This window comes from Streptomyces aureoversilis (assembly GCF_042657885.1).
Taxonomy (GTDB): Bacteria; Actinomycetota; Actinomycetes; order Streptomycetales; family Streptomycetaceae; genus Streptomyces; species Streptomyces aureoversilis.
The window spans coordinates 45818-71219 of the sequence record NZ_JBHSKJ010000022.1 but is presented as its reverse complement, the minus strand read 5'-3'; the positions used below and the strand labels follow the sequence as shown (position 1 = coordinate 71219).

Below are 25402 nucleotides of genomic sequence, written 5' to 3'. Positions count from 1 at the left end.
AGGAATCAAAAGATGGCGACGAAGATCGCGAAGCGAGACAAGAGCGGATCCGGCTCCGAGGCTCCTCAGGGGCCGCTGCCGATCACCCAGGACGCGCCGCGCAAGCGGCGCCGCCCGGTCGTGATGGGTGCGGGCCTTGCCCTGGCCGCCGTGGGGGCCCTGATCGCGGTGTGGGCGGTCGATGACGCCGGGGACCGGGTCAGCGTGATCGCGACGGCGAAGCCGATACCCGCCGGGGCCGTGATCAAGCCGTCGGACCTGGTCATCGCGCACGTCTCCCGTGATGCCGCGCTGCACCCGGTTCCGGTGTCCGAGAAGAAGGCGATCATTGGTAAGGCAGCGGCTGCGGATATCCCGGCAGGGATCCTGGTGACAAAGGATTCGGTGCGGGACAACGCCAGCCTGACGCAGGGCAAGGACGTCGTGGGCATCCTCGCCAAGCCGGGCCAGCTGCCCTCGCGGCCGCTGAAGCCGGGGGACCAGGTGATGGTCGTCTACACCCCGCAGGGCGGCAATGGAGGCGCTCAGGGCGCTGGCGCCAACGGCAAGGGGGACGGTAAGAACACCGGGCCCGACAGCCAGCCGGCCGTCGTGACCCGGGTCGGCGACGCGGACGCCAACGGTGCGCGCGTCGTCGACGTCGCTACCACGAGCGGCACCAGCGCGACCCTGGCGGCGTGGGCGGCCAACAGCAGTGCCTCGCTCGTGCTGAAGGCGAAGCACTGACATGGCCGTTATCGCTCTGGCATCCGGAAAGTCCAGTGGTGTGACCTGCTCCGCCCTGGCACTGACGCTGTCCTCGCCCCGTCCGTCGCTGCTGATCGAGGCCGACCCGGCCGGCGGCACGATCCGGGCCGGCTACCTGCAAGGTGAGGGCACCGCCCAGGTCGGGCTGCACCGCCTGGCCGCCGCCGACCGGCAGGGCACCCTCGCACAGGAGTTCCGCCACCACTGGGTCTCCCTGGACCAGGCGCACAGCGGTCAGCGCATGCTGCTGCCGGGTCTGCCCGACCCGGCGCAGGCCCCCTCGATGGCCCGTACGTGGGATGCGATCGCCGAGCTGATCGCTGTCATGGACGGGCACGGCTACGACGTCATCATCGACGCCGGGCGGGTCGTGTCCCAGTCCGAGACGCGGCTGAGCACCTCGGTCTATCCGGCGCCGTTGCTGCGGGCTGCGGACGTGGTTCTGCTCGTGGTGCGCTCGACGCAGGCGTCGGTGGTCTCGGCGGCGCCGGCCGCGCGGGTGCTGCGGGAGGAGCTCGCGCACAACGGGACCGGCGCGGATGCTCTCGGGCTGCTGATCGTGGAGGAGGGTTCGCTGACCTCGACCCAGATCCAGCAGGGGCTCCGGGTTCCGGCGTATGCGGCGCTGGAGTGGGATCCCGACACCGCGGATGTGCTCACCCACGGAGCTTTTAGGAAGTCCGGGCGCAGCCTGCTGCGGTCGGCGCGGTCGGCCCATGACCGGCTCAACGAGATCGTCACCCGGCGGCGCATCCAGCTCGCGCGGCCCGCACCGGTCCAGGGCTGAAGGAAGGAACCATGACTGTGAACACGGCGGGCCCTGGCCTGCCCGACCCCGCGTCGTCCCTGGACGCCGCGTTCGCGCAGGCGCTCAGCAGCCGTACGTCCGTGCCCGGATCGGCTTCCCCGGCCGCGGTGCCGGCTCCCGTGGCCCCGGCTGTCGCGGAGACCGCGAAGGCCCCGGCGGCCGGCGGGTACTTCAGCACGTTGCCGGTGCCCTACGAGGTCATCGCCGAGTTGCGGCACCAGGCGAGCCTGAAGGTCAGCCAGGCTGCGGCCGCCGACGGCACGATGAGCGACGCGGACCGCCGCCAGCATGGCATCACGATCATCAGCAAGACGGTCAGCGAATGGGCGATCAAATACGCCGCGACGGGACAGCCACCGCTGACCGCCGAGCAGGAGGGCACCCTGCGCCGAGCCGTCTATGACGAGCTTTTCCGCGCCGGCCGCCTGCAACCGCTGCTCGACGACCCGAACGTCGAGAACATTTTGATCAACGGCGACAAGGTCCGCGTCGACTACTCGGACAGGCCGTCGCAGATGTGGGAGCCGATCGCCCCCAGCGACGCCGAGCTCGTGCGGCTGATCAACCACATCGCGCGGATGGGCGGCCAGGGCGAGCGCGCGCTGACCCCGGCGACCCCGAACCTGAACATGAGGCTGGCGGACGGTTCCCGTCTCGCAGCCTCGTACGGGATCACGCCGCGGCCGCAGATCGTCATCCGCCGCCACCGCACCCGCGGCCAGGGCCTGGACGACCTCGTGAAGCTCGGATCGATCGACTCCACCCTCGCCGCGTTCATCAAAGCCTCCGTCAAGGCCCGCAAGAACATCATCATCGTCGGCTCCCAGGGCGTGGGAAAAACGTCCCTGCTGCGCGCTGCCGCACGCGAGATCCCGCGGACCGAGCGGGTCGGCACCCTCGAGAGCGAGTACGAGCTCTACCTGCACGAGGACCCCGACGGCCCGGAGGTCGTGGCCTACGAAGGGCGCGAGTCCAACGGCGAGCGCGGCCCGGACGGCCGGCTGATGGGCGAGCTGACGCTCAGCGACCTCTTCCCGCAGCTGCTGCGTATGTCGCTGCGCCGCATCATCGTCGGCGAGGTCCGCTCCAAGGAAGTCGTCCCGATGCTCCACGCGATGAACGAGGGCGAAGGCGGGTCCATGTGCACCTTGCACGCCCGCAGCGCGGCACTGAGCATCGAGCGTCTGACCACGCTGTGCCTGGAGGCGGGCATCGGCATGTCCGAGCAGCTGGCGCTCCGTCTGATCGCACAGGCGGTGGACCTGGTCGTCTTCATCCGCCTGGTCGACGAGACCGAGCTCGTGGACTCCAGCGGGAAGCCCGGCCGCAAACACCGGTTCGTCAGCCACGTCATGGAAATCACCGGGATCGGCGAGAACGGGCGCCCCTCCCACCAGATGATCTTCGAGCCCCGTGAACAGGACGGCCACCGCGAACCGCGGGCCGTCCCGCAGATGATGCCCAGCCCCGCCTACCTCGCCGACATCGAGCGCGTCGGCTTCGACCGGAGCCTGCTGATGCAGCCGTGGGGCGCGTGGACGGAGCGGCTGAACACGGTGATGCCGGTATGACGCTCACCTTCTCGTCCCTGATCGCGGCCGTGGCCGCCGTCATGGTGGTCGCGGGGCTGTTCATGGCCGTGGCCGGCGGCGTCGGCTGGGCACCGGGTCCGCCCCGGCGCCGAAGCCGCATCGAGCAGCGCCTGCGCGCCTCCCTCGGCCTGGGCCCCAACGCGGCGCAGCCGGCCGCCTGGTGGGCGAAGCGCAGTACGCGTCTGGGCGGCGCCGTGGTGCTGGGGCTCGCGGTGTGGCTGTTCAGCTCGTGGCCGATGGGCGGTCTGGTGACCGCGGTCATCGTGGTCGGGCTGCCGTGGCTGCTCAACCCCGGCTCCGGCGCCAAGGAGCAGATCGCGCGCCTGGAGGCCGTCGAGGAGTGGGTGCGCCGCCTGTCGGACATCCACACGGTGGGCGTGAGCCTGGAGCAGAGCATCCAGCGCAGTTTGCAGACCGTGCCCAAGCCGATCGCCGGTGAAGTCACCCGCCTCGTCTCGCGTCTCCAGGCCGGATGGCTGCCGCAGGACGCCTACCGGGCGTTCGCCGACGAGATGGACGACGCGATCTGCGACGAGGTCGCCGCGCTGCTGATCCTGCACGTCGAGGACCGCGGTGCCGGTCTCGGCCGGGCCCTGAACGACCTCGCCGCAGCGCTCGCCCAGGAAGTCCTCTCCCGCCGCGACGTGGAGGCCGACCGCCAGAAGCCGAGGACAAATGACCGCTGGGTGACGATCTTCTGCCTGGTGATCTTCGCGGTGTCGATGCTGTCCGGGGCGTACGTGGAGCCCTACACCACCCCGGTCGGGCAGTTGATGCTCATCGGCCTGGGCATCGCCTTCGTGCTGGTCAAGATCTGGATGCGCCGCATGGCCGTGATCGAGCCCTCGCCGCGGTTCCTCTCCTCGGCGGACCGCACCCCCACGGAGAAGGAGGCGGCCCGGTGATCTCCCCGTACGCCATCATCGGCGGCGCCGCCGTCGGCCTCGGCCTGGTCATCGTCTACCGGGGCCTGCGGCCCGGCCGGCCGGACGTCGGCGACGTCCTGGCCCGCATGGACGCCTCCCGGCTGGAGAATCTCCAGCCCGTGCGCACCGACGGGACCCCGGCCACCGGACTCGAGCGCGTGGGCGCCGCCCTGCTGCGCTCGGCCGGCGAAGGAACGTTGCGCCTGCCGCGCCAGGAGCTCGAGCTGATCGGCCGCACCCCCACCAAGCACGTGGGCATGAAGGTGGCGCTCGCGCTGTACGGTCTGCTGCTGCCTACGATCGGGGTTTCCCTGGCCGCGCTGGCCGGCTACCCGCTGCCGCTTCCCGTACCTGCGGCCGCCGGCCTGGTCATGGCCTTGTTGTTCTGGTTCGTGCCGGACGTGCACGCCAAGCAGCGCGCCACCGAGGTGCGGGCGGATTTCCGGCACGCCATCAAGGCCTACCTGCGTCTGGTCCAGCTGGAGCGGGCTGCGGACGCCGCCCCCACCCAGGCCCTCAAGCGCGCGGCCGAGGTTGGCGAGGGCTGGGTCTTCACCAAGATCCGCGATGCGATCACCCGCGCCGAGCTGGAGGGCATCAGCCCGTGGGAGGGCCTCAAGCGGCTCTCGATCGAGCTGGATGTCCCCGAGCTCGGCGCACCGGCGGACATCATCTCGATCGCCGGCGAGGAAGGCGCGGCGGTCGGCGAGACCCTCGGCGCGCAGGCCCGCTCGCTGTCCGGGGCTCTGCTCACCGCGGCCAAGGCCAAGGCGAACGACGCCTCCGAGCGGATGATCATGCCGGTGTCCGTCCTGGTCGTGATCATGACCGCTTACATCGGTTATCCCGCGCTCACGCGCATCATGGCCAGCTAACCCAAACCCACCTGAAGTGAGGTAAATCCATGTTCAACGACCCGATCTGGTCGGTGCTTTCGGTGCGCGCCCAGGACGTGATGGCGCGTCTGAAGCAGGCCCGTGAGGAGGACCGCGGGGGGATGAGCATCGAGGCGATGATCCTCGTCGGAGCCCTCGTCGTCATCGCCGGTATCGCGGCCGCGGTGCTCCTGGCCAAGGTCAACGAGAAGAAGGACGCCATCAAGTGAGACCGGCGCTGCGCCGCTGGTCCCGCTCCCTGGCCAGCGCGGCTAGGGAGCGGGACCGTGGCGCGCTCAGCCTCGAACTCATGATCGTGTTCCCGGCCGTTCTGCTACTGATCCTGTTCGCCGTTCACGTGGGTCTGTGGTGGCACGCGCGCAATGTCGCGTTGGCCGCCGCCCAGCAGGGGGTGGAGCGGGCACGCGTCCGCGGCGCCAGCATCGGCACCGGCACCTCGGAAGCGCGGAGCTTCCTGGAACGGGCGGGCGGGAGCATCTCCGGCGCGCACGTCAGCGGCAGCCGGGGCCAGACAGTGAGGATCGAGGTCACCGGGCACGTCGCCACCGTCGTGCCCGGGCTGACGCTGCCCATCAGCCAGCACGCCGAGGCCGCGACCGAACGGATCACCACCCCGTGACCACCTACCTGAGCCGACTGCGCGCCCGGGCCCGCCGCGACGACGGCGCCCTCTCGCTCGAGGCAATGATCCTGCTACCACTGCTGATCCTGGTCGTGTGCCTGATCATCGCCTTCGGGCGGATACAGGCCGCCGGGAACGTGGTGGACACCGCCGCCCGCAACGCCTCCCGCGCCGCCTCGCTCGAACGCAGCGGCGGCGCCGGAAGCGCGGCCGGAGAGCGCGTTGCCCAGGACGTCCTGAGCCATCAGGGCCTGCCCTGCACCTCCGTGACGGTCAGCATCTCCACGGCCGGCTTCGCCGCCCGCCTGGGCGACCCGTCCGTCACCACCGCGACCGTCAGCTGCACCGTACGCCTGTCCGACATCGGAATGCCGGGGCTGCCCGGGAGCAAGACGCTCACCGCCAACTTCACCAGCCCGATTGATACCTACCGCCAGCGAAACTGAGACCAGGGACCCTATGACCGCCGCCCGCTCCCCCGTGCCGTCCCGCCTGCGGGGCGTACTCACCGCCGCCCGGCGCGACGACGGCGCCATGTCCCTGTTCGTCCTAGTCACGATCGTCGGCCTGTTCGCCATCGCCGCACTCGTCATCGACGGCGGCGGCAAACTGCGCACGCTCAGCCACGCCGAAGGGGTGGCACAGGAAGCAGCCCGGGCCGGCGGCCAGGCCATCGACGCCGGCAAAGCGATCAGCGGGCAGGGCATCACGGTGGACCGCAACGCCGCCGTAGCCGCCGCGCGTTCCTACCTCGCCGCCGCGGGCGCCAGCGGCACCGTCTCGGTCAGCGACGACGGGGCGGCACTGAAGGTCACCGTCGACGAGACCTACACTCCCAAGTTCCTGCCCGGCGGGGGCTGGTCCGTCACCGGCCGGGGCAGCGCCGATCTGGTCTACCGGGGATGACGATGAAACAACGTTCCAAGCCGGCCGCGTTCCTACGCGGCCTGATATGCCTCGCAGTGCTCGTCGCACTGCTGGTCCTCGTTCCGTACCTCCTGCTCCAGGTCGGCGTCCTGCCGCACCACGTGCCCTCCCTCGACGACGTCACCACCGCGCTGACCAGCCCGGACGACGGGCAGCTGTTCCTGGGGGCCATCACCCTCATCGGCTGGTACGGCTACCTGAGCTTCGCCGCGTCGGTGCTCCTGGAGCTCTTCTCCGCCCTGCGCCACCGCAGCGCCCCCCGCATCAAGGTCCTGGGCGGCACTCAGCGCCTGGCCGGTACCCTCGTCGGCGGCATCATCCTGCTCCTGCCCACCTCCGCCGCGTTCGCCGCCACCACCCCGGCCACCGCTGCCAGCGTCGCCGTGACCGCCCCGCAGACCACCGGCACTCCCGCTGCGGCCGCCACCGCGCACTCCGCCCCGGCCACGAAGGCCGCCCCCTACACGGGTCCGGTCCACGAGGTGAAGCAGGGCGAGTCGCTGTGGGAGATCGCCGAGCAGCGCCTGGGCTCGGGCACGCGCTGGCACGACATCGTCACGGCCAACGAAGGCGTCCCGCAGGCCGACGGCACCGTGATCACCGCGGACACCGCCTTCCTCCAGCCCGGCTGGACGCTGCGCCTGCCGGCCGATGCCAAACCCGCTGCCACTCCGGCCCCCGCGGAGGCGGGCGGTGCGCGGACCCAGCTCGACGGCGCGCGGTCCGGCGCCCCTGCGGCCACGCCGGCCACACACACCGTCAAGGAGGGCGAGTCCCTGTCCTCCATCGCCCAGGACGAGCTCGGCGACGCGGGCGCCTACCAGGAAATCGCCCGACTGAACCAGGGCACGAAGCAGAGCGACGGCCGTGTCCTGACCGACCCGAACGAGATCTACCCGGACTGGCAGCTGAAGCTCCCGGCCAAGACCACCCCGGCCCCGGGCGCCCAGCACGACAAGCCCGCGCCCGAGAACACCCCCCGCCCCGCCCCGGACGGAGGCCAGCACCAGAGCCCGGCGCCCGACGGTTCGAAGGCGCCCAGCGCCAGCCCCGAGAAGGAGAAGCCGACGCACACCCCGGCCCCCGCTTCCGGCGGCGAGCACACCACACCCGCGCCCGAGACCCCCAAGGCCCCGCCGGCCGACGCCCCTTCGCAAGCCCCGGCCGCCCCCGCGGCCGGCCAGAGCGAAGACGCCCCCGTCTCGGTCACCACCATCGCGGCAGCCACCAGCCTGTTCGCCGCCGCCGTCCTGGCCGGGCTCGGCACCCGCCGCGCGCTCCAGCAGCGCCGCCGCCGGCACAAGCGCCGCATCCCCATGCCCGAGCGCAACGGCGCCGTCGACCAGCTGGAGACCCAGCTGCGCGCCGTCTCCGACGAGCCCAGCCTCGCCCTGCTGGACCGCGCCCTGCGCACCCTGGCCGCCAACTGCTCCCAGTACAAGCGGCCGCTGCCCGAGATCGACGCCGTGCGCGTGGCCACCACCGGCATCGAACTTCACCTGTCCGCCCCGGTCCCGCCGCTGGCCCCCTTCACCCAGCACGAGGAGCACCCCGACCGCTGGTGGTGCCCTGCCCGCACCAACGACCTCCTCGGCGACGACGACGCACGCGACATCACCGCCCCCTACCCGGCCCTGGTCAGCATCGGCGCCACCGAGACCGGCGAGCCCGTCCTGATCAACCTCGAAGCCGCCGGCGTCCTGCGCCTTCACGGCAGCGACGACGACGTCCGCGCCGTCATCCGCGCCATCGCCGTCGAACTGGCCTCCGGTCAGCTCGCCGACGACACCTCGCTGCTGCTCTCCGGCACCGGCGCCGAGCTCGAGCCCCTCTACCCCACCCGCATCGAGCACCACGCCACTCTGGCCGAGGCCCTGCCCGAGATGCAGGCCCACGACGCCTTCCAGCGCAGCGCCCTGGCCGAGGGCGAGCTCGACAGCCTCCACCAGGCGCGCCTTGCGGCCGACGGCGGCGACAGCTGGACCCCCAAGATCCTCTTGGCTACCACCGCGCCGGCCGAGCAGGACGCGTCCGTCCTGGCCGACCTGCTCTCCTCCCGGCCTCGCACCGCCGTCGCCGTGGTCACCGCGGCCGCCGACACGCTCGCCCTGCCCGGCGCCTGGACCCTGCCCCTGGGCCCCACCGGCCCCATCCAGCTGCCGGGCTTGGACCTGACGGTCACCGTGCAGCGCCTGCACGACGACGCCTACGCGCCGCTCGTCCAGCTGCTGGCCACCTCCCAGCGCACCGACGACGTCCCGGCACCGGCCTGGACCAACCCGCCCCACGCCGAGGAGCCTGCCGCGGCACCGGCCGGGCCGGAGCTCACCAAGAAGGTCGCGGTCACCGTGCGCACCGTGGAGACGAGCGGCATCTCCGCCATCTCCGTCCCCGCGCCGGTGCCCGCCGGCCCTTCCGAGGATGACGGCGACAGCGCGCTGGCACCGGCCGTCTCGGGTACCGACGCGCCGCCAGCCGACGAGCTCGCCCCTGCCCCCGCGCCGCACGAGGCGGAGTCCGTGGAAGCGGCCGTGGAGGAGACGGCCCGCGACGAGGCGAGTGCGGGCGCGGACTTCGATACCGCACTCCACGAGGTTCTCCAGGAGAGCGCCGAACGCGCCGAGCCGGCCGACGCGGACGCCGCGGCACTCGAGCCGCAGGCATCCGCGCCGGCGCAGGAGCTCGACGAGGAGGCCTCGGCGCTGGCGCCGGCAACCCTCGGCGAGCCCGAGACCACCTCCCCCGTCCTGGCACCGGCGGTCGTTCCCCAGCCGGCCGACGAGGAGCCCGCTCCTGCGGCTGCGCAGGCCCCGCGGATCACGGCCGTCAGCTCCAACGTCCTCGCCGCGCTCAACACGCCGCCGGACCCGCCCGCCGCACCGCAGATCCGGGTCCTCGGCCCGGTCGACATCGTCGGCACGCTCGGCAAACTCGAAGCCAGCCGCCGCCACGTCCTCACCGAGATCGCCGCCTGGCTCGTCCTTCACCCCGGACAGGTCCGCCAGGAACTCGACGAGGCGATCTGGCCCGGCCTGCGCACCAGTGCCGGCAGCCGCAACGCCTACATCAGCAAGCTGCGCACCTGGCTCGGCCGGGATCCCCTACTGCCGGCCGACGACCCGCAGGCCCAGTACCTCCCACCGATCAAGGAAGGCATCTACCGGTTCAACGACCAGGTCACCAGCGACTGGCACGCCTTCCAGAATCTCTACCGGCACGGCATGCACGACACCGGGACCGAGGCCGACATCGCGCTCGCGCAAGCCCTGGCCCTGGTCCGCGGCAGGCCGTTCAGCGACATCGACCAGTCCCGCTACGTCTGGGCCGAGCACGACATCCAGGAGATGATCTCCGCGGGCGTCGACGTCGCCCACGAGCTCTTCGAGCGCCGGCTCGCCGCCCGCGACTTCCGCGCCGCCGCCTCCGCGGCAACGCGCGGCCTGACCTGCGACCCCAGCTCCGAGATCCTCTACCGCGACATGTTCGCCCTCTACAGCGAAACCGGCGACCGCGTCGGAATGGAACGCATCGCGCACCAGCTCGCGCGCATCGCCGCCGAGACCGGCGTCGATTCCTCCCCAGAGACGATCGCGCTGATCAACGCGCTGATGGACGCGAACCGGGTCGCCTCTGCGTGATGTCCGGTGGTGGGGCGCAGTGATGCGTCCCACCTTCCGCACCCGCACCGCGAAGCCGCGGCCTTCGCGCTACCGCTCGCCACGCGCGAACGCCTCGGCTACGTCGCCGGTCTGGTGGGTCGGTGGTCACCGCCAGGGGGACGGCCACTCCTCCTCGTTACCCGCCTCGGCAGCCCAGCGACGAGGAGACCGCAGGAGCCGGGTCAGCTCCGCCGGCCCCGGCCGGGACGCCCCTGCCACCATGCCGTCAGATCCCTCGGGTCGTACCAGTCGGTGCGGTCCAGCGTCAGCGGGATCGGCAGCCGGGGCCGCGCGCTGTAGGCCGCCGGGTTCCGCTTCGCGCGGGCGATGGCCTGTGCGAGGGCGTCGCGCGTCGTGCCCAGGAGGCCGGCGGCCTCCGCGACCATCACCATCGGCGGCAACCCGTCGGTCAGCTCCTCCAGCCGGTCGCGGGCCTGCGCCTCGTGCCCGTACACCCAGTGCTTCGACGAGTACAGCGTGGGAGCGCCCTCGAACCGGAGGGCCTCCACGATCACCCACACGTGGTGTTCCCCATCGGCGTGGACGGTGTGCCGGGTCATGGACAGCTCGCGGCGCAGGATGGTGTCGGCCTCCAGGGCACGGGCGGTCTGCCGGCTGTCGGCCAGCTCGCTGTCCACCGACGTCGCGTCGACCCACCCCGCCCACACCTCAGGGTTCAGTGCGGGGAAGTTCACTGCGTCCACGACGGTCCGTAGGAGGCGCTCGGTGGCCTCGTACCGACGCGGCAGCGCGGCCACCCACTCCCTGCGGGCCCGGTGGAGGGCTTCCTCTTCCGGAGTCACGTAGTTCCGCAGCTCCCACGGTTTCTGGAGCTCCTCAGTGGAGGTGTGAGCCGGAGGCAGCAGGAGCCCCTTGACCGCGAGGCCGTCCTCCCACACGATGACGCTTCGCACGGTTCGGTTCAGCTCCACGCTGGCCAGCGGCAGGTCCCCGGTGTGCGCCGTGACCGTGCCCAGGAGGTAGCGAGGGGACTCCTCCAGCGTTCGCCGGGCGGTTTCCGCGTCCAGGGCAATGGCCGTGTGGCCGTCCGGATCGGTGAGCAGCACCCGCGTGGCGTCGTCGGGGATCTCCGGTACCCGCGGCCAGACACCGTCGTTCTTACCTGGCAGTTGAATGATCTCTTTGCCTCATGGCGCGATGCTCCGTCGGAACGGCCCAGTGGAGTAGTTCGTCCCGACTACTCACACCCCGAGGAAGTGGAACGCATGAGGCCGTTCTGCCAGCTGATGAACGTTCCGCTCCGGTGCACTCTAGAGTGGTCCGGATTTCGCACTGTCGACAACGGGGCTTACGAAGTCATCGTGATCTGCGCCGGCCCTCTCTACCGAGTCCGGCGATGGCTGCGCCGAAAGCGTCAGCTCCGCCATGCCCAGCCAGGCGATTTCGTACTCTGAGGTCATTTTCTCCGGGGTGGGGAAGCACACGAGCGACAGCACGCAAGGACCGCTCGCGCCCAGGAGCCCGCCGGCCTCCGCGACCAACGCCATCGGCGGCAACCAGTTGGTCAGCTCCTCCAGCCAGTCGCAGGCCTGACCCAACGCCGTCGGAGTCGTCGCGAGTCGGCTGCCCGGTGAGTATCACCGGCGCCGACAAGACCGTCCTCGCCCAGGCCCTCGCCGTCCGCGGCCCGCCAGCACTCCGGCGCCGCGTCTATGGCCCCGAGCGGATCACGAGTGCCAGGTGACGTCACGACTGTCGCCGGCGTTGTAGTCCGTGTGACGGCCACTCCATCACCCGGCGTCGGCTCCGCGCAGGGCATGGAGCCCATCTTCGAATCGTTGGCGGCCTACTGGGCGGCTGCGGGACGGATAGTGCCAGGCCGCCTGGACGCGCAGTGGGAGGAGCTCTCTCAGGCGCAGCACTGGCCTCGCACTGCCTCAGCGAGCCACGCACCAGCGCAGGAATAGCCGGTGCTTGCAGTACAGGAACACCGCGGGTGCGCCTCCACCGGGGCGATGGATCCGGTGGTCATCGGCCAGTGAGGGAGCTGGCCGGGCCAGCGGGGCGCGGTCCGAGCACGGCCACGGCGCCGGGGATGGAACAGATCCCGGCCACCTGCGTCGGCGAGGGCAGTCCAGCACTGTCGGCTCGGCGTGATGGCGTCTGCGGCGAGTCGGGTGTGGAGGGTTGCCGGTGGCGGGCCAGTTCACGGAAGTAGGTCATGCCAGCCGGCCGCGCGCTGACCTGTACGGCCTGTGTCATCGGTCGAGCGGCCCGGTGCCCTGCCAGGCCCGGACTAGCACCATGCCGAAGAACCGGCGCCATACGCTGGGTTCCTGGGCGACCAGGACGGGACGGAGGGACTCCTGAACGTGGGCAGGCAATCTGTTGGGGTCCGGGAAGCCGAAGCCAGGATCGCCGACGAGCCGCACGCCGCGCTGCTCTGCGTAGTCCTGGAGGCCGGCGGCCATCTGCTCCAGGACCTGGGCCCCGAACGCCGGGTCCTTGCCCTCGGAGCGCCGGATCCACCGGTAGATGAAGACGAGGGACTCGTTCGCGTAGTCCGGCCGCGGGGCACCTCCGTGGGCGTACATGGTGCCGATGGCCGGCCTACTGCCGCTCCTCGACTCCTGCCCAGGCTCCATGCTCATCACGGCCCCTCCCCTTCGGTGATCTCTAGCGCGCCCCGCCGCCTGTCCGTGGGGGCGGACAGCAGCACCCTGTGGCGGTGACGCGACCCTCTCATCGCCAGGCGCATGGGATCCCTGGTGCGTGGGTGGCGGTCAGGCGTCGCGGAACCCACGGGCCGCGTCGCGGGCCAGACCGGGTGAGAACGGGGTGAACCAGTCGAGTGGTGCGAGGTTGACCATGCCGAGCGCTTGGTTGACGTCGCTGCTGCTGTCCTCGATGCCGTCGAGGGCGGCGTCGAAGAGCATCAGGACGTCGTGGTCTTGGAAGAGCACGTCGGAGCAGGCACTCCAGTCGAAGTCCCGGCGTTGTTCGGGGAGGCCGGCCGCTGCTTCGCGCACCAGGCGCGGGCGGTTGCGCTCCAGAGCCCGGGCGCGCGCGATGCCCAGGTGCAAGGCCATCTCCTCGCCGGTACACCGCGGCTCGACCTCGGTCTTCCCGTTGAGGTCGTCGAGGAGATCGTCGAAGGAGCGGGCCATCTCGCGCCGCCAGGCGCTGCCCTGGCGGAAGGTCACCGGCGGCAGTTTGCCGAACAGCCCTCCGGCACCGCGCTGCAAGGGCTCGTCACCCAGTGCCGCAGCCTCCTGCCATGCCTCATTCGACAGCTCATTCAGGGCCAGGCGCAGGACCGCTACGGTGCGCGGGGTGAGGATGCCGTCGTCGTCCTCGTCGTCTTCCCAGTCCCCGACGTCCTCGTTCCAGGGCTCGGCACCGCCGTAGCGGGCTCGAAGGCGCAGGTTTTCACGCACGCGGTGCGCTGCCTGTTCGGGAGCCGCGAGGGTGTTGTCGATGATCAGCAGCTCGTCGGAGAAGGGATCGGCGCTCAGCATCGCTGCGGCTTCCTCGAGGAGGGCGGCTCCCGGGCAGCTGGTGACCGCGGTCCGGGGGAACACCACGGCGAAGTAGTTGTCCGTGAGACGGTCTATGACGCTGGATGCCACCCCGGCGACGATCAGCGGATCGTCCCAGGGGGCCGGCAGCTCCAGCTGGTCGATGACCAGCACGCTGCCCGGCATGTCGACGAAGTCCTCGAACTTGTCACTGAACGTCCCGTCCGGCTTGAGGAGCTGACCGGACACGACGGCGGGGAAGTCCTGTTCGTCAGCCATCCGAGCGCTCAAGTTCTCGGACTGCCAGTACATCCCCCGGGTCGCGCGCAGGCTCCCGACCGTCTCGGAATCGGCGGTGATGTGCACGGTCCACGTCTGCACGCCCTGCTCGGAAGGGTCGACGAGGCGATGGTCGTGGTGGAAGTCCAGGGACAGCTTGGCGGGGTCGGCCTTCGCTGCCGTCGAGGACGTGTCGTTCATCGGCTTCCTCTCGAGACGCGCCCATGGGCGGGCCGGACCAGCCTAGGGGGCTCCGGCGCATGGCCGGGGCGGTCGGGGAAGGCATTCCTCCGGTCCGGAAGGCGCGCGCGAGGATGAGCGACGCCGGTGTACGGCGCACCCGGCCCCTGTGCGGTGCTCACCCCCGCAGGGCTGGGGTCCCGGTCATCGGGCGGGTTGGTTCGCTCAGTATGCGAGCGCGTCAGTCGGACGCCCGTGCGCTCGGCACTGGGCGAGCAGCCCGTCATGGTAGACCTCGCTATGCGAAGGCATGGGGAATTCAGGGGATTTCATTCCATGGTGGTGGGGTGTTCCGCGAAAGGGCTGCGCAGCGGTCTCTGGGTGCGCCAGGGTCGGAGCGTCGATCGCTGTTCGCGCTGAACCCCCGGGATGTCCGCCGTGATACCTGCTCCTGACGACCGCGTGCGCCGATGCGCGGAGGCCTTCGGCTGCCGGGCGGATGGCCTTGTGGAGGGGTTGGTCCGGTTCGCCGGCCAGGCCCCACCCGGCCCTGTGTCGGCGCCGCTCCTTCAGGCAGCAGTGACCCGGATCGCGGAGGCACAAGCCCTGCCGGACTGGCTGGAGCTCGCGCGCCTGTGGCTGTCGTTCGGGCGCTTCAGGCCCCGCACCGACCCCGAAGTCCTTTCGCCTGCTGCCCAGTCGGTTCTGACGGGAATCCGTCGTGCTGTCGCCGAGCTGGACGACGAGGCATTGCGCACTGCCGCGCTGGAGTTCGTTCCCCGCGGGTGGCTGGTGGAAGCCCTGGCTGATGCCCTCCTCGTCCATGCCGCGGACCGAGACGATGCCTGCGGCAGCACACCGTTGTGGGAGGAGGACGGCCGCCGTGAAGAGGAACGGCGGCTGTCCCTGGCCACGGCGGCCGAGTACGAGCTCCAGGCGGTGACAACCGACGCGCCGGCCTCCTGGGGGCCTGCTGTGCGTCCCGCGCTGACGTGCGCTGTCGTCTGGCGTGCGGCCACGCTCGCCGCGGTGTCCGCCCATGTGGCCGGCGAGCCGGAGGCACCTCATCTGTCCTGGAAGCTAGCCGGGCCCGGCCACTGGGTGGCAACCACATGGCTGCCGGGCGCCACGCACCCGGTCACCGTCGAGATCTCCGAACGCACTGCATCCTCCGAACGGCCCGTCGGGCGTCTTCCCCTGGCTGTTGAAGGCGCTTTCCGCTGGTCGGTCACGTGGAACACGGGATCGGGCGCGTGCGTGGTGGAGGCCGGGAACAGCAGTGGGCTGGGCTACGCCCAGTGGCATGCGGGGCAGTTCCTCACGCGGATGCGGAACGCGCCCGGCGGTGCACGGCATGCCGGCCGCCTGCTCATTCCGGTGGTGGCGGGCGCGGCCGACCGGGTTGTGGTGCCGGTGCGGACGCTGGGCCTGGGCGAGGTGCTGGACGCGGTCTTCAGCCGCTTCGGCCAGGAACTGACCGCCCCGTTGTTGACCGAGGCCGGGCGTCGCGTGTGGCTGTCGTTGCCGCACAGCCTGGGCAGGGAGCCGGTCAGCGCCGTCGCCGCGATCCTCGCCGACCTCGAAGCGCCCGTACCGGAACAGGGCGAGGAAGTGAACCGCGCGATGGCCGACGAGGCGGCCTTCACCTCGTTCCTTGCCGCGCACGCCGTCGCGCTGACCGCCGGGGCCCGCGCCTACCTGGCGGGGCTTGCCGACAGCGGACCGGGGCCGGACAGCATCGGCCACCGGCATCAGGCTGCGATGCGCTCGCTCCTGGCGCTGCTGGAAACCAGCCCGCAGGCCGCGGCCGCGGCCGAGTGGGAGATCGGCCCGCCTCCCGCCGGCGGGTACCGAACCCTGCTGGATCCCGAGCACCTCGGCGACCACGTGCGCTTCCACGCTCCCCGCGGAGACCGGCCCGAGGGCGTGACGCCTTCCCAGCTGGCCATGGTGCGCGAAGAGATCTGCCAAGGCGTGGCCGCCACGACGACGACGCAGATGCGCTCCTTCTTCCACGGCCATTTCCTTCCCGACCCGCCCGTGCGCTTCGCGGTCTCCTTCCGCATCACGGACGATCCGACCGAGGCCGACCTGTCCTACGCGCCCGAGGTGTCGCCGGGCACAGCCGAGCTCTGCCTGCCGGCCACGGCGGACTGGAGCGAGCGCGTAGCCGCCGGCGAGGCGGTGCTCGCCGGGCTCCCGGTCACCGAAGTCCTGCGCCGCGACCGGACGGGCCGCCCGGACGTGGTCCGGATCGTCGAGCCGGACGTGCTGCCGCAAGAGCCTGAAGACCCCGATGACCGCGTGGTCCGATGGGATCTCAAAGCCCTCACCCGGATCGTCAACGTGGACTGGAGCACCTCAGGGCCTCGCCTGTTCACCCCCGCGCCCGCCGGGGGCCGATAGCCTCCGGCTCACCCGCCCCGGGCCCGTCCGCCACCTCTCTGGAGTCTCTGGAGCCGAACGCGTGATCACCGCCAAGTTGTCCGCCGTCGACAAGCTCCAGCGCCTGGTGCAGTGGGTCGGCGACGGGCAGCCGCTCACCACGAACGGCCACCTGCGCCTCGCCGATGCCCGGTATCTGGTGGAAACCCTGCACACCGGCGACGAGGAGTTCGCCGGCACCCACCAGCACCACCAGCGCGTACGCTCCAGCGCCGACCTGTGGAACCTCCAGGACCTTCTCGGCTGGGCGAAGACCGCCCGCCTGGTGAAGGTCGAACACCGCCGCCTGCTCCCGGTCAAGAAGAATGCCCACCAGGCCGAAGACCCGCAGCGCCTGCGGAACGCGCTGCTGAAGTCCCTCCAGACCTCGCCCAAGGCCTACCTCGGCCGCTACCACTTCCTGTCGTACTTCCACGAGGACGCCGACCTTGGCCACCAGGCCATGTGGGAGAACTGCCCCACCGAGGCCGGCGGCGATCCGGTCCCGGTCGCCGAGATCGCCGGCGCGGTGTGGTACGCCCTGATCGAGCATGACGACGATCCGCCCCAGGGCGCCCACCTGAAGGACTGCCAGCATCTGGTCCAGCGCGACGTGACCTACCTCCTCGCCCGCTACGCCGACCTCGGCGTCCTGTGCCTGTCCCAGGACAAGAAGACCGTGACCCTCACCGAGTTCGGCGCCACCTGGGCCGCCGAGCAGTTCAACCCGCACGCCTTCGAGCTGCGTATCGCCCTCGACGGGGTCACGCACCCCAAGGTCTGGCGCCGCCTGCACGTCCCTGACCACTGGACGGTGGACGACCTGGGGCGGGCCCTGGAGGACGTCATGGGGTGGCACGAGGGCCGTGGCCGACTGCTGTCCATCGCCGGCAGGACGTACGCGGACCAATGGGAGTGGCAGGCGCAGTGTGAGGCGAGGGCGGTGACCCTGGATCGCGTCCTGGAGGCCGGTCAGCGACTGCGCTTCGTCTACGACCTCGAGGAGGCCGAGTGGCGGCATACCGTCAGCGTCGAGCGCCGCTTCCCCCAGCCTGGCCTCCTCTTCCCGGCCCGATGCGTGGACGGAGCCGGCAACTGCCCACCCGAGGACTGCGACGGCCCGGACAGCTACGCACGGCTCAAGCTGGCGCTCGCCGACACCGGCCCGGACCGCGGCGAGAAGATCTCGTACATCCTCGGGTACGACCTCGACGACGACTTCGACCCGGAGGCGTTCACCACCACCGCGGCCAATGCCCGCCTGCGGGGCGAGGGCTAGTGGGCCCCGGTGTCACCACCCGGGGCCTCAACCGGGGGTGAACAGGGCACTGGGGAGACCGGCCGGTACCCAGCCGTACCCGTCGTCGTGACCCCCGCCTCCGTGCCACCCGGGCCCGGCGCCCGTCCGTGCCGCTGGCCGGCTTCGGCTGTCGGCTGCCCCGGCTGCCGCGTCCCGGGCCGTGCCACCACGTCGCTCCCCGCCGGCCCGCCGGTCCTCGGAGAGCAGGGGGCTGGTGCCCCGCGAGGTTTCCCTCAGTTCACCAGGAGCGGCATGGGGAGATAGGCGTGCAGGCCGGCCCCGGCTTCCCAGGGGCGCGGGTCTGCCCTGCCGGGGCGCCCGGCAGGAAGCCGCCCGGGGAAGGAATCCCGCCCATGAATGTCAGCCCGTTCACGCCCGGGGGAGGCGGCAGCCCGCTGCCCGCGCTGCTCCTGGTGGTCGTGGCCGCTGTCCTGTCCGCGCAGAGCGAGGCGTGGGCGAGCGCGCTGGGAACGGCCGCCGCCGTCTACACCGTCATCGTCACCGGCAACCAGGACCGCAGGAGCTGACCATGCCCCGAACAAACCCGTCCGCCCTCGAACTCGCGCTGGTCACCGCGGTCGGAAAACTCGGATTCACCACCACTCCCACTCAGCTGGAGCGCTGGCGCGCCCAGCTGTGGCTGGCCCGGACCGCGGACTGGACCGACCCCGTCACGGGGGAGCTCCGGCCCGAGATTGTGCACCGGACCGCCTGTCTGGCGGACGCCTCCAGGCCCGGCCGCAGCATCAGCTGGATCGGCTGGATCTTCTGGGCGATCGACGCCACCTCCGAGACCACGACGCGGCTGCGCGCGGCGGTGGCCAGCGCTCTCGAGCGGCCCTTGACGCGGGCGGGCATCGACGTCGGCCAGATCCCCGAGGGCGACGGCGATGAGGCGTTCGGCGCTCGCCAGGCATTGGCGGCCGGGATGCTCGAGAACCGGCGCTGCCCCCGGCGGGACTTCGACGGGCACCTGCGCGCGGGCGCGGCCGCCGCCGGTGTCGAGCTGCCGCCGTCCCGGTCGGTGTCGAACATCTTTCACAAGGCCCTGATGGCCCCGGCCGCCCGGATGGTGGTCGGCGGTACCGGCGACGTCGCCTTCGACGAGCTGATGGAGGCGTGGACGGCCGCCACACCGGACAACCCCGAGCTGACCGAGCCCATCCGCGCCGCCCACCGTGACGCCGCTCTCGCCGGCGTCGACCTGTTCGCCCACTCCCCCATGGCAGGCGGCCTGCGCGGCCTGATCCGCGCCGTCCAGGAGGCCGACGACCAGCGGTTGTGTGCGGCGGTGCGCGCCTGCACCAAGGGCACCGGCGCCCTGGCCATCCTGCTCCTGCAACGCGCACCGAACGAACCGGAGATCCTTCGGCCCCTGATGGCTGACGAGATGTGGGACCGGTGGGTCCGCGTCGGGGGCTTCGCCCCGGTCCTCGGGATGGGTGGCGAGGCCGCGATCGCCGTCAGCGTCGCCCAGTCCCTCATCATCCCCGGGTGGGCCGAGGGGCTGGAGCGCTACCAGGCCCTGATGGACACGCTGCTGGCCCAGCCGCCCAGCGCATGACCACCGCCGACGGGCCCGGCTCTCGCGCGCACGCCGCGCGAAGAACCGATGCCGGTATCTGGGCCAGGCGGGGCTCATGGATGAGACGTCCGTGGCGAAGCCGAGTCGTCTACGGAACGTGATCGATCGCGAGGGTTCTCGCACGGTTCCAGCCCCAGCCCGGCCGGGTTCGCCATCAGCTCCGTGAAGAACGTCGTCCCGCCCCCGACACTGCTCCCGTCGGAGTCGGTGTCCTCGGCGACCAGCTCGTCCAGCAGCGTTCGCGTCGTCGCCGACAACCGCTCCGTGGTCGCCTTGCAGAACCGCTCCTCAAACGTGCTCACCGCGCTGCCCACCAGCCGCCCCACCTTCGCCGGGGCCGGCGGCTCCAGATGCTCCTTGCGGCAGCGCGCCACCACCGCCTCCGCCAGCCGCTCCCACGACAGGGAGGTTGCTGGAGACCGCGATCGAGCGTCGTTCGTAGGCGGCGTCGACCAGGCGGTAGAAGCCTTCGGCGGCGCCCGGGGAGACGGGGAGGAGACCGATGTCGTCGACGATGATCAGGTCGGAGCGGATGATCTTCGCGAGGGGCCCGGGCGATGGAGTCGTCGGCGCGGTGGCGGCGGACCGGTGCCCCGAGGTCTTCGATGGTGGACCAGGAGACGGTCAGGCTGGCCTCGACCGCGGTCTGTCCGAGGGCCTCGGTGAAGTGGCTCTTGCCGGAGCGCGACTTGACTCGAAGCCGCCGCGGGCGCAACGTGCCGACGTTGTCCGTGGTCAGTGGTACGAATAGTGGGTCAGGACGCGTCCGATGAACAGCGCAGTGTCGATGTCGGGCGGGAGCGTCAGGGCGAGAGCGAGGGCGGATGCGTAGTCGGGGCGAGACAGGGTCAGACCGTCGCCGGTCAGGTACTTGGCCCGGTTCAGGCCGCCCTGGCTGCGGGCGGCGGTGTGCCAGTCGCGCTCGTAGCGGTTGAGTGCGCGCTTGGTCTGGAAGTAGATGTCGAAGCCGAGCATGCCGGCGTAGGCCGTCTCCTCGTGTGTGGTGCGGGCGGTCTGCGGCCACTCGCGTAGCAGTTGCCCGCCGGAGACGACGGCGAGTTTCTCCAGGACGCGCACGTACTTGTAGCCCGGCTGGATCTTCGCGTCGAAGTCCTTCTCATCCAGGCCGTAGAAGCGGGCTTCGGGATCGCTCGGGGCGACCCAGGCCCGCCCCAGTCCGCGCGCGTCGAGCACGTACTGGGTGCGCGGCTCGGTCACGTCGAAGGGGTCGAGCCCGTCGGCGGGGCAGTCGTACTTCGTCTGGGTCGGCGGCAAGAACGGCATCGGGTCGCGGCCCCAGGTCGAAGGGGTGATTGCTGTCATGAGATCCATGATCGGACACCGCCTGACACAGTGTGAGGCTCGGATGAGACGGGACAGTGGGCCCGGTATCGGTGAAGCTGGTGCCGGGCCCACCGTGCCAGGGACGTCAGGCAGGCAGGCTGTCGTCCTGCTGCTGCCATTCGAGGTTGAGCTGGTCAGTGCTTTCTCGGACGACGATCGGGCCGTAGTGCTTCTCGAGCTTCGCGTACTGCGTACGGCCGGATCCCTCCTGCTTGTAGCCGGCCCACCGGGCAAGGTCGGGCTTCTTCAGCTCCACTCCGGCCTTCTGGTGGGCGAGGTAGATCCGCTCGGCCTTCTGGCTCTTGGTCTCGCCCGGCTGGGCGAGACCCACATCGATCCGCGGGGCCTCGTCGGATGCCGGCGCGCCCTCGTCGCCGGCGGGGTGTTCGTCGGTGGGCTCGTCGTCCTCCGCGTGCTGCTCCGCCTCATCGCCGTCCTCTTCGTCCGCGGTGGGCACTGCGGGCTCATCCGGCGCCGGCTCCTGCTGCGGGACGGGGACGGCGGTCTCGGCGGGCGGCGTGAGCGCATCCTGCGGCACCGCGGCGGGCCGGGTCAGGCTCTCGGCCACCACCACGGCCTCCTCAAGGCGCGGTTCGGGCTCGGCGGTGAATGCGGTCTCCTCGCGGAGTGCCGGCTCGACGGGCGTCTGCGGCTCGGGAGCCGGGAGGTGCGGCGGGTGCGGGAGGACCGGTGCAGGGTCGGCCGGCGTGAACGGCTCGAGGGCGGGCGCCGGGGCCTGGGGCAGTTCGGGCTGCGGGAGCGGCTGGTCGGTGGTGATGTCAGCGGGGCGTTCCTCGGCCGCCGCGGCGGTGTCAGTGACGGCGATGCCCAGCCGTGCCTTGCGCAGCGGGCGGAGCTCGTCGGCGGTGGCCTTGCTGCGCCAGCGCCAGCCGTGTTCGCTGCGGAGGTCCTGCTCGTAGAGCTTGCGGTTCTGGTAGCGGGTCAGGCCGATGCGGTAGGAGCGGATGCCCCACAGGCGCATGTCGCGGAAGATCGACCAGGTCGCTGCTGGCTGGAGCAGCCAGCGGGAGAGGGGGATGGCGTCGCGGCGGCCGCTCTCGTCGAGGTCCATTGCCTGGGCGACGGCGCTGCGGACGGCTTCGGTGATCGCGATGAACAGCAGGGGGATGACGCCGTGCATGGCTGAGCCGACCAGGTCGGGCCAGGAGGCTGCCCCGTTGAATGCGATCGTGGCCGCGGTGAGCATCCAGGCGATGTGGCGCAGGAGCGGGAAGGGCAGGTCGATCCAGGTCAGGGCGAGGTCGAGGGCCAGGAGCACGGCGATGCCGATGTCGATGCCGAGCGGGAAGACGTCGGCGAACCAGCCGAAGCCCTTGCGTTCGGCGAGGTCGCGTACCGAGGCGTACGAGCCGACGAATCCGACGGCGGCGATGACGATGGCGCCGAAGCCGATGGTGCCGAAGAGCGCCTTGCGGCCCTTGGTCCACGTCAGTTCCCGGCGGCGGCTTTCGCCGCGGGTGGCCTGCGGCTGCTCCAGGGCGTTGGTGCCCAGCCCTGATATCACGAATGTCCCTTTCGCTGCGTCCGCGCGCACGTGCGCCCATCACCCATAGAGGTGGCCTGGACGGCCGTCGTGTGACGCGAACCAGCCGCCCAGATTCCTCGGTCCCCCATCCGGTGAATCCGAACGGTATGAAATCCGCAGTCTACGAAGCACCTCGTTTTGGCCGATCAAGGCCCCTCTGGTCAGCCCAGACGCGAAGGAATGCCGCAGTCCGCCACTGTTCGAACGGGCGGGCGGGCTTCGCTTAGGCTTCAGGGGCCGTCCGCGCCGGTGGCCGGAACATGCCGTCGTGGGGAGTGCTGGATGCTGGGGACCGTCGCCGTCGCGTTCGTGGCTGGGCTGCTGTCCGGCGCCGCGGCCCGGCCGCTGGTCTTCACCCGGGCCGTCCCCGCCGGCGAAGCGCCGCGCGAGCACTGCCCCGGCTGCAACGCCGCGCTGTTCTCCTCCAAGCGCCGGGGCCGGCTGTTGCTCGGCCGGTGCGGGACCTGTCGGCGCGCTTTCCCTCCGGCACGCGGCGTGCCCGAACTGCTGTCGGGGGCGGCCTTCGCCTCGATCGCGGCCACGGGCGCCGGCGGCTTCACGGCTGCGGCCCATTACTGGCTCGCCGCCTGCGGTGTGGCCCTCGTGTTGATCGACGTCGCCGTCAAGCGCCTTCCCGACGTCCTGACGCTGCCCGCCTCCGCCGGGACACTCCTGCTGCTGGCCGGGGCCTGGTTCACCGGCGAGCCCGGAAGCCTGGGCCGCGCGCTCGCGGCCGCGGCCGCCCTCGGCGCGGGCTACCTCGTTCTCGCCTTCGCCGGGATGGGTATGGGCGACGTCAAACTCGCCCCGGCCGCCGGGGCCCTGCTCGGCTGGCACAGCTGGTCCGCCGTCATCACCGGCACGTTCACCGGGTTCCTCCTCGGCGCGGTGGCTGCAGTCGCGCTGGTGGTCACCGGACGGGCGCACCGCAAGCAGCAGGTGGCCTTCGGCCCGTTCCTCCTCGCCGGGGCGCTGAGCGTCTCGTTGCTGGCCTGACCTCCGCCCCTGTCTGTGACGACGGCCGGCGTGATCGCCCTTAGGATCGATCACTTGTCCACTAGGGGGAATGCATGCGCAAGATCATCATGGGCGCGGCTCTGGTCCTGACCACGGCTCTGCTGACGGGCTGCGGCAGCGACGACAGCCCGGCAAAATCCGAGAAGCCCGCTGCGTCCACGCAGCCGAACGCGAAGGCAAAGCCGGAGGGCGGGAGCGGCGAGGTCAAGCACGAGGTCACCCTCGAAGTCCTCGGCACCGGCACCACGTCGGTCTACTACAACCTCGACACCAACAAGATGGAGCAGGTCCAGCTGCCCTGGAAGAAGACCTCGACCGTCACCTTGACGACGGACGCCGAGAAGAAGGTCGGCCTCGGGGTGTCCGTCGTCCCCGGCTCCGTCAAGGGCCCCGACGGCTTCCTGCACGCCGCGCCCTGCGTCATTACCGTCGACGGCAAGAAGGTCGCGGACAACCAGGACGGCAAGTCCGACAAGATGTGCGAGTTCAAGGTGAAGTGAGACCTCCGCGGGAACCGACGGTTCCGGCAGGGCCTCCGTCCGTGCCCGCGAGGGTGAGACCCCGCGAAAGCGCCACCCTGCCGGGGCACTTGATGCCAGTGTGGCGTGCCATGCGAGGACAACCCGGGACCGGGGGCGGCGACCTGCTCCTGGCGGACGAACGAACACAGGTGCGCAGCGCCGAGCCCGCCACACGGCGGCGTACGGCGAAGGGCGCAGCGTCAGGTGCCAGGCCGGACGCCGGGCAGCCGGTGATGTGGAGCCCGGACGAGCGCGGCCTGGTGGAGCTCGACCGCCAGCAGCGGGGCCTGGACGTGGCAGCGGGATGCCGGGGCCAGCAGCGGCTCGAACAACAGCTCCTCCAGGCACTGATCCCCCTGAACCAGCGCGCCGGCCTGGCCAGGGCATCGACTCTGGAGCATCTGTTCGGGATCACTGCCGCGACTATGGGCGCCGCCTGCCTGCACCTGGAAGTCCTCCCCGCGATGTGGCCGGCCGTGGCCGCCGCCCTGCGCCCCCATCTCCTCCACCAGCCCGAGGGCCCGCCGCGACTGTACGGAATCACCGGGCTGCGCGAGGAACACCCACCCCCTGAGGGAGGAAGCATCGCGCTCGTGGCCTGGGGCGGCCACGGCCGTCTCGTCTTCCACCACCCCCATGGCCATACGAGCACCACGGGCCCGGAGACGAACCTGCCCGACGGTCTGGTGCGCACCGACCTCCACCGCACCGAGGAACTCCATCACCTGGAGCACCGGGCACGGCGCGAGGACCGGTGGGAGTCCGAGGAGACGCACCAGGCCAGCCGTGCCCTGCGGTCCGCCCTCAGCCGCCTCCCGCGCGTGGAACACTTCGGCCACGCGGCTCCTCAGCCTGTGCTGGTAGAGCTCGGCCCGCCCAAATATGTGATCGAGCCGCAGCCCCTCCGCGAAGAGGACCCCACGCCGCAGAGCAAGGAACTGCTGCGCGCCCAGGAGAACCTCGTCGACCAGGCCTCGGCACCTCAGGCCCGAACCCGCGCCGCCGCCTGTCCCGAACAACAGCGGCTCGAACACCACCTGGTCGAGGCACTGGGATCCAACCTGGACGAGTACGGCGACGCCCCCGGCCAGTTCCTGTGGGTCACCCACGCCCTCGCCGGCGCCGCCTGCCTGCACCTGACGATCGACCTTTGGCGGTTTCCCGGCGTCTTCGACGAACTGATCCCCTACCTCGACGAGGACGGCGTCCTCCAGGGCACGCCCGGACTGCGCCAACAACCCGGCACCGACCCGCATCAGGTCGAGTTCGTCCTGCATGGCGGTCACGGGCGCCTGATCGTTCACCTCACCGACGAGCACCGGGGCGAATGGGAGGAGTGGGAAGGCGAGAACGCCCTGTTCTGGGTGTGGTGCGATGCCGGGTGCCCTCCGGCCCCCTGCCCGCGGCAGACCCTCGCCACCCGCGACCGGCGCCTCATCCACCGGTTGCACCTGCTGCCCGAGCTGCATCCCGCCGAGCACCGAGCCCTCATCACCGCCGGCGACCAGGCCCAGTGGGCAGCCACCAGCCGCCAGCTCCGCCACGCCCTC

The 25402-nt window shown here is 71.3% G+C and carries 24 protein-coding genes and 1 pseudogene; 17 read left to right on the top strand and 8 right to left on the bottom strand.

The window, feature by feature from the left end; translation table 11 throughout:
* The first annotated feature begins 12 nt into the window (after positions 1-12).
* From ACFPP6_RS30225 to ACFPP6_RS30180, 10 genes are read left to right on the top strand one after another with little or no spacing between them, the layout of a single operon-like run.
* Positions 13-726 (top strand): SAF domain-containing protein, encoded by a 714-nt coding sequence (locus tag ACFPP6_RS30225; RefSeq protein ID WP_382049138.1) that lies wholly within the window; start codon positions 13-15, stop codon positions 724-726.
* A 1-nt stretch (position 727) separates the two neighbouring features.
* Entirely contained in the window at positions 728-1534 is an 807-nt protein-coding gene (locus tag ACFPP6_RS30220; protein WP_382049135.1) for a hypothetical protein, read from the top strand.
* Positions 1535-1545: 11 nt separating this feature from the next.
* The gene (locus tag ACFPP6_RS30215) at positions 1546-3126 is read left to right on the top strand and encodes a CpaF family protein (RefSeq protein WP_382049133.1); all 1581 of its coding nucleotides are present in this window, start codon (positions 1546-1548) and stop codon (positions 3124-3126) included.
* Positions 3123-4052 carry a type II secretion system F family protein gene (locus ACFPP6_RS30210; RefSeq protein WP_382049131.1) on the top strand — a complete coding sequence of 310 codons (930 nt, stop codon included), beginning with the start codon at positions 3123-3125 and terminating at the stop codon, positions 4050-4052. Before ACFPP6_RS30215 ends, ACFPP6_RS30210 begins: the two co-directional genes overlap by 4 nt.
* Positions 4049-4948 (top strand): type II secretion system F family protein, encoded by a 900-nt coding sequence (locus tag ACFPP6_RS30205; RefSeq protein ID WP_382049128.1) that lies wholly within the window; start codon positions 4049-4051, stop codon positions 4946-4948. Before ACFPP6_RS30210 ends, ACFPP6_RS30205 begins: the two co-directional genes overlap by 4 nt.
* Positions 4949-4977: 29 nt before the next feature.
* Positions 4978-5178, top strand: coding sequence for a hypothetical protein (locus ACFPP6_RS30200; protein ID WP_382049125.1), 201 nt, complete (start codon positions 4978-4980; stop codon positions 5176-5178).
* The gene (locus ACFPP6_RS30195; protein ID WP_382049123.1) at positions 5175-5588 is read left to right on the top strand and encodes a TadE family protein; all 414 of its coding nucleotides are present in this window, start codon (positions 5175-5177) and stop codon (positions 5586-5588) included. The genes ACFPP6_RS30200 and ACFPP6_RS30195 overlap by 4 nt, the downstream gene beginning before the upstream one ends.
* Entirely contained in the window at positions 5585-6037 is a 453-nt protein-coding gene (locus ACFPP6_RS30190; RefSeq protein WP_382049121.1) for a TadE/TadG family type IV pilus assembly protein, read from the top strand. Before ACFPP6_RS30195 ends, ACFPP6_RS30190 begins: the two co-directional genes overlap by 4 nt.
* 13 nt (positions 6038-6050) lie before the next feature.
* Positions 6051-6497 carry a pilus assembly protein TadG-related protein gene (locus ACFPP6_RS30185; RefSeq protein ID WP_382049119.1) on the top strand — a complete coding sequence of 149 codons (447 nt, stop codon included), beginning with the start codon at positions 6051-6053 and terminating at the stop codon, positions 6495-6497.
* Positions 6498-6499: 2 nt separating this feature from the next.
* The gene (locus tag ACFPP6_RS30180) at positions 6500-10156 is read left to right on the top strand and encodes a LysM peptidoglycan-binding domain-containing protein (protein WP_382049116.1); all 3657 of its coding nucleotides are present in this window, start codon (positions 6500-6502) and stop codon (positions 10154-10156) included.
* Positions 10157-10359: 203 nt separating this feature from the next.
* Here the strand turns inward: ACFPP6_RS30180 and ACFPP6_RS30175 are convergent, their stop codons facing one another.
* Complete coding sequence (locus tag ACFPP6_RS30175) at positions 10360-11244, bottom strand: hypothetical protein (RefSeq protein ID WP_382049113.1); 885 nt, start codon at positions 11242-11244, stop codon at positions 10360-10362.
* Positions 11245-11608: 364 nt separating this feature from the next.
* Here ACFPP6_RS30175 and ACFPP6_RS30170 point away from each other — a divergent pair, with 364 nt between their 5' ends.
* Entirely contained in the window at positions 11609-11731 is a 123-nt protein-coding gene (locus ACFPP6_RS30170; protein ID WP_382049110.1) for a hypothetical protein, read from the top strand.
* A 665-nt stretch (positions 11732-12396) separates the two neighbouring features.
* Here ACFPP6_RS30170 and ACFPP6_RS30165 read toward each other — a convergent pair.
* Both ACFPP6_RS30165 and ACFPP6_RS30160 read right to left on the bottom strand, forming a co-directional pair.
* The gene (locus ACFPP6_RS30165; RefSeq protein ID WP_382049107.1) at positions 12397-12789 is read right to left on the bottom strand and encodes a hypothetical protein; all 393 of its coding nucleotides are present in this window, start codon (positions 12787-12789) and stop codon (positions 12397-12399) included.
* A gap of 132 nt (positions 12790-12921) precedes the next feature.
* The gene (locus tag ACFPP6_RS30160) at positions 12922-14136 is read right to left on the bottom strand and encodes a hypothetical protein (protein ID WP_382049105.1); all 1215 of its coding nucleotides are present in this window, start codon (positions 14134-14136) and stop codon (positions 12922-12924) included.
* A gap of 558 nt (positions 14137-14694) precedes the next feature.
* Here ACFPP6_RS30160 and ACFPP6_RS30155 point away from each other — a divergent pair.
* From ACFPP6_RS30155 to ACFPP6_RS30140, 4 genes are all read left to right on the top strand, one after another.
* Positions 14695-16521: a hypothetical protein gene (locus ACFPP6_RS30155; protein WP_382049102.1), complete on the top strand. Its 1827-nt coding sequence runs from the start codon at positions 14695-14697 to the stop codon at positions 16519-16521.
* A 61-nt stretch (positions 16522-16582) separates the two neighbouring features.
* Complete coding sequence (locus ACFPP6_RS30150) at positions 16583-17818, top strand: plasmid pRiA4b ORF-3 family protein (protein WP_382049099.1); 1236 nt, start codon at positions 16583-16585, stop codon at positions 17816-17818.
* 374 nt (positions 17819-18192) lie between these two features.
* Positions 18193-18366, top strand: a complete 174-nt coding sequence (locus ACFPP6_RS30145; protein WP_382049096.1) for a hypothetical protein — start codon at positions 18193-18195, stop codon at positions 18364-18366.
* 2 nt (positions 18367-18368) lie between these two features.
* Positions 18369-19403 (top strand): hypothetical protein, encoded by a 1035-nt coding sequence (locus tag ACFPP6_RS30140; RefSeq protein ID WP_382049093.1) that lies wholly within the window; start codon positions 18369-18371, stop codon positions 19401-19403.
* A 74-nt stretch (positions 19404-19477) separates the two neighbouring features.
* Here the strand turns inward: ACFPP6_RS30140 and ACFPP6_RS30135 are convergent, their stop codons facing one another.
* From ACFPP6_RS30135 to ACFPP6_RS30120, 4 genes and pseudogenes are all read right to left on the bottom strand, one after another.
* A complete protein-coding gene (locus ACFPP6_RS30135; protein ID WP_382049360.1) occupies positions 19478-19798 on the bottom strand; it encodes a hypothetical protein in 321 nt (106 codons plus the stop codon).
* Positions 19799-19829: 31 nt separating this feature from the next.
* A pseudogene (locus tag ACFPP6_RS30130) lies at positions 19830-20112 on the bottom strand (ATP-binding protein); the annotation flags it as partial.
* A 47-nt stretch (positions 20113-20159) separates the two neighbouring features.
* On the bottom strand, positions 20160-20747 hold the full coding sequence (locus tag ACFPP6_RS30125; protein ID WP_382049090.1) for a hypothetical protein: 588 nt from the start codon (positions 20745-20747) through the stop codon (positions 20160-20162).
* Positions 20748-20853: 106 nt separating this feature from the next.
* Positions 20854-22293 (bottom strand): DUF2637 domain-containing protein, encoded by a 1440-nt coding sequence (locus ACFPP6_RS30120; protein ID WP_382049087.1) that lies wholly within the window; start codon positions 22291-22293, stop codon positions 20854-20856.
* Positions 22294-22596: 303 nt separating this feature from the next.
* On the opposite strand from ACFPP6_RS30120, the gene ACFPP6_RS30115 reads away from it, so the two are divergent.
* Both ACFPP6_RS30115 and ACFPP6_RS30110 read left to right on the top strand, forming a co-directional pair.
* Positions 22597-23310 carry a prepilin peptidase gene (locus ACFPP6_RS30115; protein ID WP_382049085.1) on the top strand — a complete coding sequence of 238 codons (714 nt, stop codon included), beginning with the start codon at positions 22597-22599 and terminating at the stop codon, positions 23308-23310.
* Positions 23311-23384: 74 nt separating this feature from the next.
* Positions 23385-23831, top strand: coding sequence for a hypothetical protein (locus tag ACFPP6_RS30110; protein WP_382049082.1), 447 nt, complete (start codon positions 23385-23387; stop codon positions 23829-23831).
* Between the two features lie 221 nt (positions 23832-24052).
* On the opposite strand, the gene ACFPP6_RS30105 is transcribed toward ACFPP6_RS30110, so the two are convergent.
* Positions 24053-25396, bottom strand: coding sequence for a hypothetical protein (locus ACFPP6_RS30105; protein ID WP_382049080.1), 1344 nt, complete (start codon positions 25394-25396; stop codon positions 24053-24055).
* Positions 25397-25402: the final 6 nt, after the last annotated feature.